This window comes from Haliea sp. E1-2-M8 (genome assembly GCF_030649675.1).
Classification (GTDB): Bacteria; Pseudomonadota; Gammaproteobacteria; order Pseudomonadales; family Halieaceae; genus Haliea.
The window spans coordinates 238,104-253,793 of the sequence record NZ_JAUTDR010000001.1; the positions used below are offsets into that span (position 1 = coordinate 238,104).

Sequence of the window (15,690 nt, forward strand, 5' to 3'; positions counted from 1 at the left end):
CTGTGTCAGTGGGCGGGTCAACGTCCGCCCTTGACCAGACTGCGGAAGCGGTCGAGCAGAGTTTCGTGCTTGTAGTCGGTGAACTCCCCTGAGTCCATGAACATGCCGTGTTCGCTGCAGGTCTCGTACCAGATGTGTTTCTGCTTGGGGTCGGAGGTCTTTTCCATGTCCTTGCCGCAGCGCGGGCAGGCGATGTCGGCCACCTTGTCCCATTGCTTGCCCTCGGTGGGGTTGCCGAGGTCGAGGGCATCGCCCATCCACCTGGCCTTCAGCTTGTCCGCTTCACCGGTGTCGAACCAGAGGCCCATGCAGTTGCTGCAACGGTCGATGGTGACATCGCCGTAGGTGACTTCCTCCATGCCATGTCCGCACTTGGGGCATTTCAGGCTGTGTTGGTCTGGGTTGTATTCCATCGGTCGTCCCTGTCAGGTCAGTTTATTCTGTTCGTCACTGGTGCTCCCGCGGAGCAGTTAGAGGCGAGTCTAGCGCAGGGCTGCGAATTTGTCGTCCCCCCTGGTTACCCCCCTGGATTCGCAGCGGGCGCGGTCCGCATTCTGTCCGGACCGCAGTTGCCGCTGAGCGATACTACGGTTGGTGAAAAGCTGCTAAATTCCCCGGTTGAAGGTTTCTGCCGGGAACAACACGATGCGTTTAGCTCTTCTACCCCTGCTGGTGCTGCTCGCCGCCACATCCGGTGCGGTCAGTGCGGCCCCCGACACCAGTGCCGCCGAACTCTACCAGCCCTGCGCTGCCTGCCACGGTGTCGCTGCCGGGGGCAATGCCGCGTTGCGGGCCCCGCGGCTGAACCATCTGCGGCCGGTATATATCCTGGCGCAGCTGGACAAGTTCCAGCGCGGCCTGCGGGGTGGTGACGGCGCCACCGAGGTGGCGCAGCAAATGGCCGCGGGGGTCGCGATGCTGCCGCCGCGGGAACGCTGGCCGGACCTGGCCCTGTATATCAGCGAGCTGGCGGGCAGCCCGTCAGCGGCTACCCTGGCGCAGGGCGATCCGACCCTGGGCGGCGACTACTTCAATCAGTTCTGTGGTGCCTGTCACGGGCCCGCGGCCGGCGGCAACGTGGCACTCAGCGCGCCCGCCCTGGCGGGGGCAGACGACTGGTACCTGGCCGCGCAACTGCACGCGTTTCGCGAAGGCCGCCGCGGCCAGCACCGCGAGGATCGCGGCGGCAGGCAAATGCGCTCCATGGCGGCAGTGTTGCCCGGCGAACAGGCGATACTCGATGTCATTGCGTTCATTCGCAGCCAGCCAGAGGAGTAGGCGCTGTTGGCCGGCCTGTTGGCTGGTCGTCATTGTGTTCCTGGTGGGATGGGGGCCGGGCGCTGCCGCGGCTGACGGTTCGCCCGGGTTCAAGCTTAGCCAGACTTGCCCTCCGGGGTTCGAACTGACGCAGGGTGCCTGCAAGCTGCGCAGCCTCTACCAGCGCTATGGCTCGCTGCAGGGTGCCGGTGTCGGCGGTCTGAAAACCGGCCTGCCACCCTGGCGCGACGGCTTTAGCCCGCAGCAAATTGATCTCGGCCGCTACCTGTTTTTTGATCCACTGCTGTCCGCGGATCACACCCTGTCCTGTGCCAGCTGTCACCAGCCCGATCGCGGTTTCGCCGACGGCATGGGGCGCAGTGTCGGTACTGACGGCCAGTTGAGTACGCGCTCTGCGCCCAGCCTGTGGAACGTTGCATTTCTGCAAAGCCTGTTCTGGGATGGCCGCGCCGGCAGCCTGGAACAGCAGATGCTGGAGCCTCTCTTTGGCGCTGCCGAAATGGCCAATTCAGCAACCACCCTGTTGGCCAGCCTGCGCGCTTCCGCCGTTTATCGCCCTCTTTTTGCCCAGGCCTATCCCGAGCACTTCAGCCACCCCGGCGCCAGCATCCAGCTGGACCAGCTATACACGGCCCTGGCCGCGTTCCAGGCTTCGCTGATCTCCCTCAACAGCCGTTACGACCAGTACGCCCACGGCTACAGCGATGCCCTCAACGCGCGCGAGCAGGCAGGGCTGAATGTGTTCCGCTCCTTTGTAGCCCGCTGTGCCGAGTGCCATACGCCGCCTTTGTTCAGCAATCAGCAGCTTGCGGTCATTGGCACGCCGGAGCCCGAAGGCATGCCATTCGACCCCGGCGCCGGGCCAGGCCTGGGCGAGCCCACTCTGCGCGGCGCCTTTCGCACTCCGGGCCTGCGCAACATCGCCCTGACCGCGCCCTATATGCACTCGGGCCGCTTTGCAACGCTGCGCGAGGCGGTGGCCTTCTACACCGGTGGCCGCGGCCATGCGGTACCCGCCGGTGAAGATCTCAGGATACACTGGCATATCTGGGAGCCGCGGTTAACGGATGAGGAACTGGACCAGCTGGTCGAATTCCTGCACACCTTGACCGATGAGAGCCTGAAGCCGGTTACCCCCGTGGCCGTGCCCTCGGGCTTGCCGCTGATGCACGGCCCCGCGACACCAATAACAACAGGGAACGCGCCATGAAAAAAACCTTGGGTATTGCCATCGCCGCGGTGCTGCTGATCGCCGGCGGATTCTATGCCGGCCAGGCGCGCCAGCCACCGCCCACGGTGATCCAGGCGCCCGCGGCAGCCAAGGCGGCTTTTGTACCGGCGGATATTGCCCCGCCGGCCTCGGGGCCGGTGCGCACGCTGGCGACCCCGGTCAGCGGTGAACTGATCCTGGTGCGCGACGGCGAGTCTATCCAGGCGGCAATCAGCGAGGCGGCCCCGGGCGCGGTGATCAGGGTGCTGCCCGGCACCTACCGGGAGACCGTCTACATCGACAAGGACAATATCACTCTGTCCGGGGTGATCGAGCGCGGCGCCTATCCGGTGCTGGACGGTGAGGGTTTCCGCAACGATGCGGTCCTGTACTCGGGTAACGGCGTGACCATTGAAAACCTGTACATCACCCGGTACAAGGGCAACGGCATCATGGGCCAGGCGGGCAACAACTACATCATCCGCAACAACATCGTTGTCGATACCGGCGTCTACGGGATCTTCCCCCAGCTGGGGAAGAACGGCATCGTTGCCCACAATGTCGTCTCCGGCATCGAGGATGCCGCGATCTACATCGGCATGTCGGACAATGTCGATGTGGTATTCAACGAAGTGTTCGAGAGCGTGGCCGGCATTGAGATCGAAAACAGCCGCGGCGCACTGGTGGAAGGGAATTATGTCTACAACAACACCGGCGGTATCCTCGCGTTCATCACTCCCGGCCTGCCGATCAAGACCTGCGGCGATGTGATCATCCGCAACAACTTCATTTCCGGGAACAACCACGAGAACTTTGCCATTCCCGGTTCGCTGGTATCGAATATTCCGCCCGGCACCGGGGTGCTGGTGATGGCCTGCGACGATGTGATGCTGGAGGGCAACATCATCACCAACAACGATTCCGTCGGTATAACCTTCACCGATTTTTCCCTGGCCTCCAATGCCGCAGTGGATCCAGAATCGGACCCCTACCCGAACCGCCCGGTGATCCTCAACAACATCATGCTCAACAACGGCGGCAACCCGGCACCGGTTGTGCGGGCAATTCTCGCAGCCATGCTGGAGACCCGGGGCCCGGATATTATCGACACGGTGGGCATGGACGACGGCTGTATCCTGAATCCGGAGCGCTTCCGCACTATCGGCCTTGGCCAGTACGGGGACTGCGCGTTCGATACCACCGCCAACGTTGCAACCTACACCTTGCCGGAACCGGTGCCGGCCCGGGACCTCGCCGACGCGGATACCGGGCGCCTGGTGTACTACGGCATCTGCGCCGGCTGCCATGCCTATAATTCCAGACTCATCGGCCCGCCGGTGCAGGTAGTGCAGGCGCTATATATGGATGATCCCGAGGGCATTGCGGCCTATATTGCTGACCCGGAACGCAAGCGGCCGGATTATCCGGAGATGCCACCGCAGGCGCACCTGGATGCGGCTACACGTCTTGCCGCCGCCGAGTTCATGTTGCAGCTGGAGAACTGAATTGGAGCGAGTGCTCAAACCACCTGAATTATCAGTTGGTTTGAGCACTTGACCCTTGCGACAGATCAAAAAATAGACATTGCGCCTGCCGTTATTACGCCTACACTTAAGCTGCGGTACCCGTTCAACTACCAGAGTGATAACGACCATGTTGGAGAAAGAAATGGCCCAGGCTGTGAAGATGGCAGAGCAGGCAAACAAGAAAGTCGTGCAGCTGCAGAAGCAGCTGTTGTCGGAAACAGAAAAGGCACATGCCAGGGTCAAGGCTGACCTGACCGCTGCCCGGAAAAAACATACTTCCGCCAACACGCGCCTGAAGAAAGCGCGCAATTCCTTTCGCGGCAAAGCCAACAGCGCCAGCCAGAAGCATATCGAAGACCTGGTAACGCAAGTGCAGGATCTGGCGGAGTCAGTCGCGAAGATCGCCAAGACTGCCTACAGCTCCTTCGAGAAGCTGCTGCCGATTCAGGCAGATCTGGCGCTGGAGTCCCGCAGGGCTGAAGCGGCGGACAAGGCGGCATCAATGGTCGAGAAGGCCGCTGATCGTCGCAGCAAGATCCAGCATTCAGCAGCCGGGAAAAAAGGGGCAGCGGTGACAAACGCAGCGGCCAAGAAATCGGCAGCCAAAAAGAAAACGGCAGCCAAGAAATCGGCAGCCAAAAAGAAAGCGGCCCCGAAGAAGAAAGCAGCTCCGAAGAAAAAGGCGGCGCCGAAAAAGGCAGCGGCGAAAAAGACCAAGGCCGCCCCGGCGAAATCCAGCTGAGGCGTTGACAGATTAGCTACACCACTCGCAAAGAAGTGGTATAGCTGTTCAGTTCGCCGGCGGCACCTCAGCCGGCCACACCTCAGCCGGCCGCACCCGCAGCAGGGCGCCGTCTTCGGCATCCGTAAGCAGGTAGATGAAACCATCTGCTCCGGTGCGGACATCGCGGATGCGCGCGTCCAGTTCACTGAACAAGGCAACTTCATTGCTCACCTGGCCGTCTTGCAGGGTAAGCAGCCTTACCTCCTTGTCCACCAGCGCACCGACCAGCAGCTTGCCATGCCAGGCGGGAAACTGGTCGCCGTCATACCAGGTCATTCCCGAAGGCGCGATGCTGGGTACCCACACGTGCAGGGGCGCAACCATTCCCGGCAGCTCATTGAAAGGTGAGACATAGGCGCCACTGTAGTCAACGCCATGGGTTGCCAGGGGCCAGCCGTAATTGTTACCCGCTTGCAGCAGGTTGACCTCATCGCCCCCCTTGGGGCCGTGCTCGTGCAGGTACACCGCGCCGGAATCGCCGGCGGCAACCAGGCCCTGGGGGTTGCGGTGCCCCAGGGTCCAGACCCGCTCGCTACCGGGCTCACTGAAGGGGTTGTCTGCCGGTACGCTGCCGTCATCCATGATGCGCAGCACCTTGCCCAGCTCACTGACCGGGTTCTGGGCCTGTTCGCGAAAATCAAAGCCATCGCCGGTGGTGAGCAGCAGGCTGTTGTCCGGCAGGAACAGCATGCGGCCGCCATAGTGCTGGGCGGTGTTCTTCTTGTCCGCCACCCACAGGATGTCACTGCCATCCAGCAGCGCATTGCCCTCCAGCCGGCCGCGCCAGACGGCGGTGCCGTTGGCGCCCCGGTCACCCCGGGCATAGGCGAGGTACAGCAGCCGGTTAAGCGCAAACTCCGGGTGCAGCACAACATCGAAAAAACCGCCCTGGCCGGCCAGCCAGGTGGAGGGCACCCCGCTGATTTCCTCGCGGCGGCTGCCATCGGCACTGATGTGCAGCAGCTTGCCGCGACGCTCGGTGACCAGCAGGCTGCCATCGGGAAGTTGGGCGACAGACCACGGGTGGTGCAGGCCACTTGCTACCGTTTCCAGTTGGTAGTCTGGCGCCGCGACCGCCAGGCCAGCCACAAGGAATATTGCGGCCAGAGCGTGACGGAGTATCGCTATCGCATTCATGGGCTTTTCCTTTGCGGTTTGTGCGGTCATTATAAACAGGCACAGCGCCAGAGGTGGTCACCCATGATACGTGTGCTCAAGGCATTTTTCCCCGCGGTTATTACGGCCTATATTGTTGGCTGTCTGTTGGCGACGCAGGTGGTGCTCGGCAACCTGGGGGATATGGGTGTTGACGTTACTCTGGCCACGCGTCTCCAGGCCAGCTTGCACGATCTCCTGGGCATGATCGCTTACCTGCTGTTGATCCTGGTGGCGTTTGTGATTGCGATGCCGGTTGCCGCCGGTCTGGTGCGCGTTCATGTGGTGCCGGGCACCCGGGTGTTCTGGTTCACCCTGGCAGGTTTTGTCGCGCTGGTGGCACTGCACCTGATCATGCGTCAGGTGCTGGGTGTTTATCCGGTAGCTGCGGCCAGGGAGTGGGACGGATTGTTGCTGCAGGGGCTCGCCGGTGCCGTTGGCGGGTTCCTCTACAGCGTCATCAGCAGCAGTGGCCGCCGCTGATTCTAGATAATGCGCGAGAAGCGGTTGCCGGACAGTTGGCTGGGGTCGATGTAGGCGTCGAACTCCATGCAGATGCGCCGCACCAGCAGGCGCCCGGCCGGCAGCACTGCAATGCCACCGGCGGATAGCGCCAGCAGGCCATCCGCCGCAAGCGCGGGCAAGCGTTCGAGTTCGGCGCTGAAATAGTCCGCGAAACGAATCCCGAATTGTTCCTCGATGGCCTGGTAGTCCAGGGCAAAATTGCAGATCAATTCGTTGATGACGGCCCTGCGGATAATGTCGTCGCGACTGAGTGTGATCCGTTTCGCCAGCGGCAGCTTGCCCGCCGTGATGGCGGCGGTATAGGACGGCTCATCCTTGAAATTCTGGAAATGGTTATTGCCCAGGGCATTGATGGCGGAGACGCCGAAGGCCAACAGTTCGCAGTCCTTGTGGGTGGAATAGCCCTGGAAGTTGCGGTGCAGGGTGCCCTGCATCTGCGCCAGGGCCAGCTCGTCACCCGGCCGGGCAAAGTGGTCCATGCCAATGTATTCGTAACCCTCCTGCAACAACCGGTCTATGCTCTGCTGCAGGATTGCCAGCTTGACTCCGGCCGCGGGCAGCTGGCTTTCGTCAATCTGGCGCTGGGTCTTGAATAATTGCGGCATGTGCGCGTAGTTGAACAGTGACAGTCGGTCCGGCTGCAGGCGGATAACCTGGTCCAGGGTGCGGGCGAAGGAGTGTTCGCTCTGCAGCGGCAGGCCGTAGATCAGGTCCATGCTGAGGGACTTGAAGCCCGAGGTGCGGATCTCCGCCACCAGTGCCGCGACTTCTGCAACATTGTTGAAGCGGTTGACCGCCTGCTGGACCTCCGGGTCGAAATCCTGCACGCCCATGCTGAGGCGGTTGAAGCCGAGCTTGCGCAGCTGCCGGATGCGCTCGGGGGCCATGCCCCCGGGGTGGACCTCGATCGAGAACTCGCCCTCGTCGTCCGTGGCCAGGCGGAATTCCTGGCGTATGGTTGTCATCAGCGACTGCATCTCGCTGTCGCTGATGTAGGTCGGTGTGCCGCCGCCCCAGTGCAGCTGGCGCACGATCCGCTCCGGGTTGACCGCGGCGGCCTGCAGCTCGATTTCCCGGTGCAGGAACCGCAAATAGTCGCTGGCCCGCTGGCGGTTGGCGGTGACGATTTTGTTGCAAGCGCAGTAGTAGCAAACTGTATTGCAGAAGGGGATATGAAAATACAGCGACAGGGGTGCGCTTACTTCATTGCTGGCGGTTATCGCCTCGCGCCACTGCGTTTCGCTGACATCGTCCCGAAACTGGGCGGCGGTCGGGTAGGAGGTGTAGCGTGGGCCGGCCAGGTTGTAGCGCGCGATCAAGGCCGGGTCCCACAGCGATGCGGTGGTCAGTTCCCGGGTCGGGGCTGCGTTTGGGGATGCCATGGCGATCTGCCTGCACGGGTAATGGCATTCAGTCTACCGCGGCGGCCCCCCGCGACTGTTGACCTGCGTCAAGCCAAAGGCCGACTCTCAGGGTCTGCGCGGCAGGCCGGGCCGGGCCGCTCCCCCGGCGGTGGCGGTGGCGGCATCGGGCAGGCTGATCAGGTAGTCGGCCGGGAACTCGATATTATCCCGATTGCGGTCCAGATTGATCTCGGCCGGCTGGTCCGTGGTCAGCCAGGCGCCGCAGGCCTCGCCGGCATCACAGATAAACAGGTCATTGTCCGCATCGGAGCCGGCGAAAACCAGGTAACGTCCAGCCGCCAGCGCGGGGAAACTGAATTCGTAGCGGCCATCGCGAGCCCTGACTGCAGTCTGCTCCACCGCATCATCCAGTGCCGGGTCGAACACCAGGATGTACAGCACCCCCACGTCTGCCACCGCCGCATTGCCTGCCGAGACCAGTACCCGGATCTGCAGACTGTTGGCACTGGAGCGTGCCGTAACCTTGGCGGCATAAAGGCCGTCGCCCAGTTGCCCGCGATCCACCGTCAGCCGGTAGCGGCCCAGGCCCTGGCCGTCGACCTCCGCGGCGCTGACCTGTAACCATGGTACGTCGCTGTCCACCCCGGTGACCCGCAGCTCGCCGCTGCCAGCATTGCTCAGGAACAGGGTCAGGGTGTCCAGGCTGGTGCCGAAATTCAGATTGAGGCTGGATGCCTGCAGCGACGCCGGTGCGACAAATTCCGCGCCGATACTCTCCAACGCTGCCTCCACCGCCCGGCGCGCGTTGATCAGGCCGTAGCCATAGAGATCATCGCGGCCCGGCGCACCCAGATCATCGGTCAGGCGACCGCTCTGGAGCAGGGTTGTCAGCTGCGCCGGGGTGAGGTCCGGGTTGATGCTTTTCATCAGCGCGATGACGCCGGAGACATGGGGAGCGGCCATCGAGGTGCCGCTAAGGAATACATAGGCATACTCAAGCGTGGAGTCGGTCGCGCTGCCGCCAGTACTGAGCACGCCGTCGGGATAGCCGTCGCCGTTGACATCGGGGCCGCTGTCACCGCCCGGCGCGGCGAGGTCGATGGTAGTTCCGCGGTTGCTGTAGCTGGTTATCTGGCGCTGGATGTCGACAGCCGACACCGAAATCACACTGTCGTAGGCTGCGGGATACCCCGGAGCACTGCTCGCCTCGTTGCCCGCAGAGCTGACCGCGAAGACGCCCGCCTGGCGCAGATCCCGGTATAGCTGCTGGTTGATCTGGCTGAAGCCCTCTCCGCCGAGGCTTAAGTTGACGATGTCGGCGCGCCGTGCCGGCACGGTGCCGGAGTCGTTGGGCAGCCCGGCGGCAAAGCGCACTGCCTGGGCGACATCGTAGGAGGTGCCACCGCTGGCACCCAGGGCGCGCAGGGGCATGACCCGGGTATCCCAGGCGACCCCGACCACGCCTATGCCGTTGTTACCCCGGGCGGCAATGGTGCCGGCCACGTGGGTGCCGTGGAAGCTGCTGGCAGCGGGGTTCTCGCGGTCGCCGGGGTCCGCGGGGTTGGGGTCGATGCCGTTGCCGTCCCCGGCTGTCGTGCGGTCCCGGACAAAGTCATAGCCGGGCACCAGTTGCCCCGCAAGATCGGGGTGACCCGCCAGGATGCCGGTGTCCACCACCGCGACGATCACGCCCGGGTCCCCGGTGGTTACGTCCCAGGCAGCCGGCAGAGAAATCAGGGGGTAGTGCCAATGCAGGTGGTAAGCGCTGTCATTGGGCTGCAGGGATGCCCGCACCCGGTAGTTGGGTTCAGCCCAGCGCACCCCGGGTGTGCGCCGCAGCGACTTGATGCTGAGCAGCGTCTCCCAGCGTTGCTGTTGCGTCGAGTCGCTGAACTGTTGCCTGCGGTCAGCAGCGGTGCCAAGGCGGCGCTGTAGCGCCTGGCCGGCCCGCAGCGCCAGCAGACGTGCCCGGCCCCGGGCACCGGCGCGCTGCTCCATGCCCATCTGGTGGGCCAGGTCCTCCAGCGGCTGCCCCGGTTGCTCTGCCGCCGCATCGAGGTACTCGACCACGATTTCTCCGGGGATGATTTCAGGCCGTTGCCGGGTGCCTTCCAGCGCCTGGTTGCCGACCGCCAGAATGTAGTTGGTGGCATCGGTGAAGGCGGTGACATTGACGATCCAGCTGCCGCTGCCGGGCGCGGTCACGGTTTCGATTTCCCCGGTTTCGACGGAGAAGTCGACGATCTCTCCCTGCTCCGAATAGAGATAGAGGTCCGCATCCGCGGTCTCGAAGTCGGCGACCAGCAGTGTGACCGACTGGCCCTCGAACAGTTCCAGGCGGTAGTAGTCGTCGATGTCGCCGATTGTCTGCGAGCGTCCCTCGGCGCCCGTGCCCGGCTGGTTGACATAGCCCCCGAGAGTGATCGGATTGGCCAGGGCCAGGGCCTGGGCCGTGGCCAGGGTGTCGTTGGGGCTGTAGAGGTTGGCGGGGTCGTTGGTGTCGCCGTCCACGGCCTGGTTGGCAGACGCCAGCACGCTGCCGCTGAGGCTGAACGTCACGCCGCCGGCGCTGCCGGCAACGACCACACTGGCGCTGCGGCTCGCCTCGGCGCCAGCATTGTCCGCGACGGTCAGGGAGAAGGCGAGGGTAGTGTCGCCGTTGACACTGGGGGCGGTGAAGCTGGCCCGGGCGCTGGTGCTGCCCGCCAATTCCACATCCGGCCCCTCAACCTGCTGCCACTGGTAGCTGACGATACTGCCATCGCTGTCGCTGGAGCCGCTGCCATCCAGGGTCACGGTGGCACCGATGTCGACGGATGCGGGCGCGGAGATGTCGGCGATGGGTGGCTGGTTGGGCGGGGGTGGCGTCGAACTGCCGCCGCCTCCGCCGCCACAGGCGGACAGAGTGAGGATCAGGAGCAGCGCCAATGGCGGGAGGTTGTGGTGACTGACCAGCATGGTGGCCTCTCGGAGGGTCAGGTCCCGCATTGTTGCATCCTCTGATGCAACAATGCGAGACCTGACCCCACTTTCACATGCCCGGGTGTGCTCAGTCCCTGCAAACAATACTTTCGAACATGTGCCGCGCCTCCTCCAGCTTGGCGAAGATGGGGTAGCTGCTGTCCATGGCCCAGCTTACGGTGAGAACGTTCAGGGTGCCGACGACCATGGCGGCGAGGATTTCGGGGCTGAAGGTCGAGCGGGCGTCGCCCTGTGCCTGGCCGGCGGCAAACAGGCGGGCAAAGCTGTCCAGTGCGGAGCTGTTTATCTCGCGCTGGGTTTCGGGGTCGTTGGCGAACACGGTCGGCGCCGCCAGGATCAGCTGCCGGTCGATCTCCTCATAGCTGGCAAAGGTGGCCTCGATAAAGTCGATCATGGCCCGCAGCCGGGCCTGGGTGCTGCTGTAATTGTCGATCAACACCTGCAGCATCGGGCCGGACTGGCTGAACAGGCGGGACACGCCCAGGCCGCCGAGCAGGGCGTGTTTGTTGGGGAAATAGCTGTAGAAGGTGCGCCGGGCGACGTCGGCCTCGGTGCAGATCTGTTCGATGCTGGTGTCGTCGATTCCCTGGCGCCGGAACAGCTCGTAGGCGGCATCTTCGATGCGCGTGCGGGTCTCAAGCTTGCGCTTTTCCCTGCGTCCCTGCGGTGCCTCGGCTATGCCCATGAAATTTCCGTAATTCGGTTGCTTTTCAGCAGCCATTAAACTAATTTGTAGACAAATGTGCAACTTTGCACAAGTGAGTGCGCTCACAACAATGGTTTGCAACTGTCTACAGAGAGTAAGTTCATGTCCGATCGATTGCTAGTGGTGTCTTCGGACTGCCACGCCGGCCTTCACATCGCCGATTACAAACCCTACGTCGAGGCGAAGTATCACGACATCATGGACATGGCGGTGCCGGTCCAGGTGGAGCTCACGGAAAAGGCGGAACAGAGTTTCCTGATCAAGGAAATCAACGATGCCTGGCGCGCCCCCATCAAGAAGCAGTTGACCGGGGCCTGGGATTATCGGGAGCGGGTGCGAATGCTGGCCGAGGACGGCATCGCCGCGGAGGTCATTTTCCCGGACGGCATCACCGAGATGAACACGCCGCCCTTCGGCGCCGGGCTCGGCCTGTCGCCCCGGGACCAGGTGCCCGAGTTGCAGTGGGCCGGGGCCATGGCGCACAACCGCTGGTTGGCCGAATTCTGCGGCAATGACCCCGCCCGCCACATCGGCGTCGCCTCCATACCCCTGCTGTGGGACGTGCAGCAGGCGGTGGACGCGGTGCGCTGGTGTGTCGACAATGGCCTGAAGGCGGTGATGATTCCGACCCTGTGGGGCGAGCACGCGCCCTACCATGACACCAAATACGACCCGTTCTGGGCGGTCTGCGAGGACCTCGGAGTGATCATTCACTTCCACTCCGGCCCCGCTCCGCACCCGGAATACTTCGGCAAGCAGTGGCCCCAGGAAGATCGCAGCGATGAGCTGCCGGGGGCGATGGGCATCTACGTCTCCGAGGTCATGTGGTGGTTGTACCGGCCCCTGACCTTCATGATCTGGGGCGGCGTGTTCGAGCGCTTCCCGCGGCTGAAGGTGGTGATGACCGAGGGCGGCACGGTGTTCATGCTGCCGCCCTGGCTGCGCCTGCTGGACCACAACTACACGGATGTGCAGTTCTCCGCCAAGCTCGGGGACTTCCGCAGCCACCTGTCCATGTCACCCAGCGAATATTTCCAGCGCAATATCGCGGTCGGCGCTTCCTGCGTGCCGCGTCAGGACATTGATCTGCGTACCGTGCTGGGGGTCGACAAGCTTATGTGGGGCAGCGATTTCCCACACCCGGAAGGTACCTGGCCCAACACGGGCGACTACTTCCGGGAGACCTTCTCCGGTGTACCCGAAGCCGACGGGCGCAAGATTCTGGGCGAGAACGCCGTGGCCTGGTATGGCCTCGACCGCGCCCGCCTGCAGGCCGTTGCCGACGAGATCGGCCCCAGTTCCTCCATCTTCCATGCCAGGGGAGAAGCCGCATGACCACCAAGATTGTTGAAGCCTGTGAATCGAAAACCAATACCACCCCGGATTTTCCCATGGGCTGGTACTCCGTTGCCCGCAGCCATGAGCTGCTGGTGGGCGAAGTCAAACGGGTACACGCCTTCGACCGCGAGTTTGCGCTGTATCGCACGCGTTCGGGCAGGGCGGTGCTGCAGGACGCGTTCTGCCCCCACCTCGGTGCCCACCTCGGCGTCGACGGCCGGGTGGTCGGCGAGTCACTGCGCTGCCCCTTCCACGGCTGGCGTTTCGACACCGAGGGCCAGTGTGTGGAAATTCCCTACTGTGACGAGATCCCCGAGCGTGCCCGTATCCGCAGCTGGCACACCGAGGAGCAGAACGGTGAGGTCTACATCTGGTTCCACCCGCAGAACCTGGCGCCGAAGTGGGAGCTGCCGCTGCTGACCGAACTCGGCGACGACAACTGGACCGCGCCGCGCTATGCGGAGTTTGAGGTGCCCGCCCACATCCAGGATATCGCGGAAAACTCCTGCGACCCGGTGCACTTCCAATACGTGCACCGGCAGCCTGATGTACCGGCCTCGGAAGTGACCATCGACGACGATGGCCGCACCCTGCACCTGCGCGCGGATGCCGCCCAGGCCGCGGTGCCGCACAAGCTGCACGCGATGGTGCTGAACCCGGGCCTGGCGGTGGTGCGAACCGACTACGGCCCCGGGGCGGAGATGCTGGTCTACAACAGCGCCCAGCCCATCGACAAGCACACCACGCTGCTGCGCTGGACCCTGTCCGTGCGGCGTGAAATCGAGGACCTGGCGGGTGATGACGTGATGAAGGGCATTATCGCCGGGATTCAGGACGATTACCCGATCTGGGCCAACAAGGTGCACAAGCACAGGCCGGTGTTCTGTCGCGAGGACAAGACCCTGGTGCTGTACCGCAAGTGGGTGCGCCAGTTCTACATTGATGTGAGGGATATTGCCTGATGCGAGATTTCAAGGACAAGGTAGCGGTAATTACCGGTGGCGCCAGCGGCGTCGGCCGCTCGCTGGCTTTTGCCCTGGGTCGCCGCGGCGCCCGCATCGTGATCGGTGACGTCGACGCCAAGGCCATGGAGGCCATTGACCAGGAGCTGGCGGCGGAGGGCATTGAGGCCCGGGTCGCGGCCTGTGATGTCACCAACGTCGCCAGCCTGGAGAACCTGGCGGATATCGCCACCGAACACTTTGGCGGCGTCCAGCTGGTATTCGCCAATGCCGGCATCGGCGCCGGCGAGTCCGGCGCCATGTGGGACTACTCCGACAAGGACTGGCAGTGGTGCTTCAACGTCAATATCTGGGGCGTTATCAACACCATCCGCGCGTTCATGCCGCGGCTGGTGGCGGCCAATGAACCCGCGCACTTCGTGGTTACCGGTTCGGGCAATGGGGCACTGCTGATTTACCCCGACGCCCCCATCTACACCGCCAGCAAGGCGGCAGTGCACGCGATTACCGAAAACCTGCACTACCAGCTGCAGGCCGCCGAGAGTCCGGTTGTGGTCAGCGCCCTGTTCCCCGGGCCCCATGTGGTGGAGACCGGCCTGTTCAATTCCGGCCGGGTGCGCCCCGAGGCCCTGAAGAAGGAGGTAGAGGGCAACGCCTCCGGAATCAGCTCGGTGGATGACATGAAGCGCATGGCAGCGGAATACGGCATCGAACTCCAGACCACGCACCCGGATGAAGTCGCGGCCATGGCCTTGGAGGGGCTGGAGCGCGATGCCTTCTGGCTGCTGGCCACCACCCCGGACACGGAACAGAAAATCCGCGCCCGGGCCGAGATGATCCTCAACCGCGATACCCCGGTCCCGAACATGGTCGGCGGCTGAAAAATAAAGGGTCAGGTCCCTTTTTTCCGGAAAATGGGACCTGACCCTTTATTTTCGTCGCCCTAATCGCAACAGCAACAATAAGGAAGCTCAAGCATGTCCAACGCAGGAAACGCACCCCAGGGCAGCCCCGGTGATATCAACAACTGGCCGATGCTCAAGATTGTCTACCGGACTGATCCCGAAGCCATTGCCGCGGTGCTGCCCCCGGGGATCGAACCCGGAGCCAAGCCCCACGTCAACCTGACCATCTACAACGTACCGGTACCGGACGAACCGGAATACGGCATCCTGCAGACGGTGGATGCCGACTACAACGGCACCGCGGGTGAGTACGCCCTGGGCTACGGCATCGACCAGGAATCGGCGATCTTTATCAGCCGTGACCACAACGGCCAGCCCAAATACCCCTGCACCACCGATTATTACCGGCAGGGCTCCAGCGTTACCGCTCGCGCCACTCACCAGGGCTACACCTTTGTGGAATTTCGCGGCACAGCCAGCGGGGAAAACGATCCGCTGCCGGAATTTGACATGCATGAATGGTGGGTGAAGTTCTCCCTGGCCGTGGGCATGATGCCGGACCCCGCACGGGGCTATGACTTCCCGCCCCACGTGGTCCACGTGCGCAGCAAGTACGGCACGGCGTGGCGCGAGCGGGTCGACGGCGAACTGATCCTGCGCGACAGCCCCTGGGATCCCCTGGCCAGTCGCCTGCCCCTGCGTGAGCAGGTTTCGGCGCACCTGTGGTGGCCCACGTTCCTTGACCGGGAGGTCACCCTGGCCGGCAAGCTTGATCCAGACGGTTTCATGCCCTTCACCGACACTATTTCCGGCTCCCGCTGGCAGGGTACCCGCGGCGGGCCACGCCGCGGCTGAAACGCTCTCTCCGGACTGCGCCAGCAGCGGGTGCATCTACCCCTGCTGGCCCTGTTCGACGTTTTCCCATATGAGCGATACCACACGAATGCTTGATCGT

Annotated in this window: 14 protein-coding genes; 9 read left to right on the forward strand and 5 right to left on the reverse strand. The window is 63.5% G+C overall.

What is annotated here, in order from left to right:
- Positions 1-17 precede the first annotated feature (17 nt).
- The gene (locus tag Q6D67_RS01095; protein WP_304703667.1) at positions 18-413 is read right to left on the reverse strand and encodes a zf-TFIIB domain-containing protein; all 396 of its coding nucleotides are present in this window, start codon (positions 411-413) and stop codon (positions 18-20) included.
- A 232-nt stretch (positions 414-645) separates the two neighbouring features.
- Here Q6D67_RS01095 and Q6D67_RS01100 point away from each other — a divergent pair, with 232 nt between their 5' ends.
- From Q6D67_RS01100 to Q6D67_RS01115, 4 genes are all read left to right on the forward strand, one after another.
- Positions 646-1,278: a cytochrome c gene (locus tag Q6D67_RS01100; RefSeq protein WP_304703668.1), complete on the forward strand. Its 633-nt coding sequence runs from the start codon at positions 646-648 to the stop codon at positions 1,276-1,278.
- Between the two features lie 34 nt (positions 1,279-1,312).
- The gene (locus Q6D67_RS01105) at positions 1,313-2,488 is read left to right on the forward strand and encodes a cytochrome-c peroxidase (RefSeq protein ID WP_304703669.1); all 1,176 of its coding nucleotides are present in this window, start codon (positions 1,313-1,315) and stop codon (positions 2,486-2,488) included.
- Positions 2,485-3,993 (forward strand): parallel beta-helix domain-containing protein, encoded by a 1,509-nt coding sequence (locus Q6D67_RS01110; protein ID WP_304703670.1) that lies wholly within the window; start codon positions 2,485-2,487, stop codon positions 3,991-3,993. Before Q6D67_RS01105 ends, Q6D67_RS01110 begins: the two co-directional genes overlap by 4 nt.
- A gap of 148 nt (positions 3,994-4,141) precedes the next feature.
- Positions 4,142-4,756 (forward strand): hypothetical protein, encoded by a 615-nt coding sequence (locus tag Q6D67_RS01115; RefSeq protein ID WP_304703671.1) that lies wholly within the window; start codon positions 4,142-4,144, stop codon positions 4,754-4,756.
- A 48-nt stretch (positions 4,757-4,804) separates the two neighbouring features.
- Here the strand turns inward: Q6D67_RS01115 and Q6D67_RS01120 are convergent, their stop codons facing one another.
- Entirely contained in the window at positions 4,805-5,935 is a 1,131-nt protein-coding gene (locus tag Q6D67_RS01120; RefSeq protein ID WP_304703672.1) for a PQQ-dependent sugar dehydrogenase, read from the reverse strand.
- Positions 5,936-5,998: 63 nt separating this feature from the next.
- On the opposite strand from Q6D67_RS01120, the gene Q6D67_RS01125 reads away from it, so the two are divergent.
- Complete coding sequence (locus tag Q6D67_RS01125; protein WP_304703673.1) at positions 5,999-6,436, forward strand: hypothetical protein; 438 nt, start codon at positions 5,999-6,001, stop codon at positions 6,434-6,436.
- A 2-nt stretch (positions 6,437-6,438) separates the two neighbouring features.
- On the opposite strand, the gene hemN is transcribed toward Q6D67_RS01125, so the two are convergent.
- The 3 genes from hemN to Q6D67_RS01140 form a co-directional block, all read right to left on the reverse strand.
- Entirely contained in the window at positions 6,439-7,860 is a 1,422-nt protein-coding gene (hemN, locus tag Q6D67_RS01130) for an oxygen-independent coproporphyrinogen III oxidase (RefSeq protein ID WP_304703674.1), read from the reverse strand.
- A gap of 87 nt (positions 7,861-7,947) precedes the next feature.
- Positions 7,948-10,830 carry a S8 family peptidase gene (locus tag Q6D67_RS01135; protein WP_304703675.1) on the reverse strand — a complete coding sequence of 961 codons (2,883 nt, stop codon included), beginning with the start codon at positions 10,828-10,830 and terminating at the stop codon, positions 7,948-7,950.
- 61 nt (positions 10,831-10,891) lie between these two features.
- Positions 10,892-11,509 carry a TetR/AcrR family transcriptional regulator gene (locus Q6D67_RS01140; RefSeq protein ID WP_304703676.1) on the reverse strand — a complete coding sequence of 206 codons (618 nt, stop codon included), beginning with the start codon at positions 11,507-11,509 and terminating at the stop codon, positions 10,892-10,894.
- A gap of 123 nt (positions 11,510-11,632) precedes the next feature.
- On the opposite strand from Q6D67_RS01140, the gene Q6D67_RS01145 reads away from it, so the two are divergent.
- The 4 genes from Q6D67_RS01145 to Q6D67_RS01160 all read left to right on the forward strand — a co-directional run bounded on the left by Q6D67_RS01145 (position 11,633) and on the right by Q6D67_RS01160 (position 15,590).
- The gene (locus Q6D67_RS01145) at positions 11,633-12,865 is read left to right on the forward strand and encodes an amidohydrolase family protein (protein ID WP_304703677.1); all 1,233 of its coding nucleotides are present in this window, start codon (positions 11,633-11,635) and stop codon (positions 12,863-12,865) included.
- Complete coding sequence (locus tag Q6D67_RS01150; RefSeq protein WP_304703678.1) at positions 12,862-13,830, forward strand: Rieske 2Fe-2S domain-containing protein; 969 nt, start codon at positions 12,862-12,864, stop codon at positions 13,828-13,830. The genes Q6D67_RS01145 and Q6D67_RS01150 overlap by 4 nt, the downstream gene beginning before the upstream one ends.
- The gene (locus Q6D67_RS01155) at positions 13,830-14,711 is read left to right on the forward strand and encodes an SDR family NAD(P)-dependent oxidoreductase (protein WP_304703679.1); all 882 of its coding nucleotides are present in this window, start codon (positions 13,830-13,832) and stop codon (positions 14,709-14,711) included. Before Q6D67_RS01150 ends, Q6D67_RS01155 begins: the two co-directional genes overlap by 1 nt.
- A 96-nt stretch (positions 14,712-14,807) precedes the next feature.
- A complete protein-coding gene (locus Q6D67_RS01160) occupies positions 14,808-15,590 on the forward strand; it encodes an acetoacetate decarboxylase family protein (RefSeq protein ID WP_304703680.1) in 783 nt (260 codons plus the stop codon).
- The last annotated feature ends 100 nt before the right edge of the window (positions 15,591-15,690 follow it).